The organism is Saccharothrix sp. ST-888 (assembly GCF_000955975.1).
Lineage (GTDB): Bacteria > Actinomycetota > Actinomycetes > Streptomycetales > Streptomycetaceae > Kitasatospora.
The window spans coordinates 1-592 of the sequence record NZ_JYJF01000333.1 but is presented as its reverse complement, the minus strand read 5'-3'; the positions used below and the strand labels follow the sequence as shown (position 1 = coordinate 592).

Below are 592 nucleotides of genomic sequence, written 5' to 3'. Positions count from 1 at the left end.
ATCGGCTCCATCAACGGCGAGTGGAACGCGTGGCTGACCATGAGCCGCTTGGTCTTCCGGCCATCAGCGGCCAGCTTCTCCGCAACCTCGAGAACCGCCTGCCCGGCGCCGGAAATCACCACCGACGACGGCCCGTTGACCGCCGCGACACCCACCTCGGCGCCCAGCAGCGGCACGACCTCCGCCTCGGACGCCTGCACCGCCACCATGGCTCCGCCAGCGGGCAACGCCTGCATCAGACGGCCGCGAGCCGCCACCAGCGCGGCAGCATCCGCCAGCGAGAGAACCCCGGCGACGTGCGCAGCAGCCAGCTCACCGATCGAATGCCCCGCCAGGAAGTCCGGCCGGACACCCCACGACTCCACCAACCGGAACAGCGCCACCTCAACCGCGAACAGCGCGGGCTGCGTGTAGGCCGTCTGATCCAGCAGACCGTCCTCACCCGCGAACACCACCTCGCGCAGCGGACGCTCCAAGTGCCCGTCCAGCTCCGCACACACCGCGTCGAAAGCCCCGGCGAACACCGGGAACGCCGCATACAACTCGGCGCCCATCCCGACCCGCTGACTCCCCTGCCCCGTGAACAGGAACG

1 protein-coding gene is annotated in these 592 nt (G+C 70.3%); it reads right to left on the bottom strand.

The window, feature by feature from the left end:
- Nucleotides 1-592: acyltransferase domain-containing protein (locus UK12_RS32955; protein ID WP_045306889.1), on the bottom strand; the 592-nt coding region annotated here is incomplete at both ends.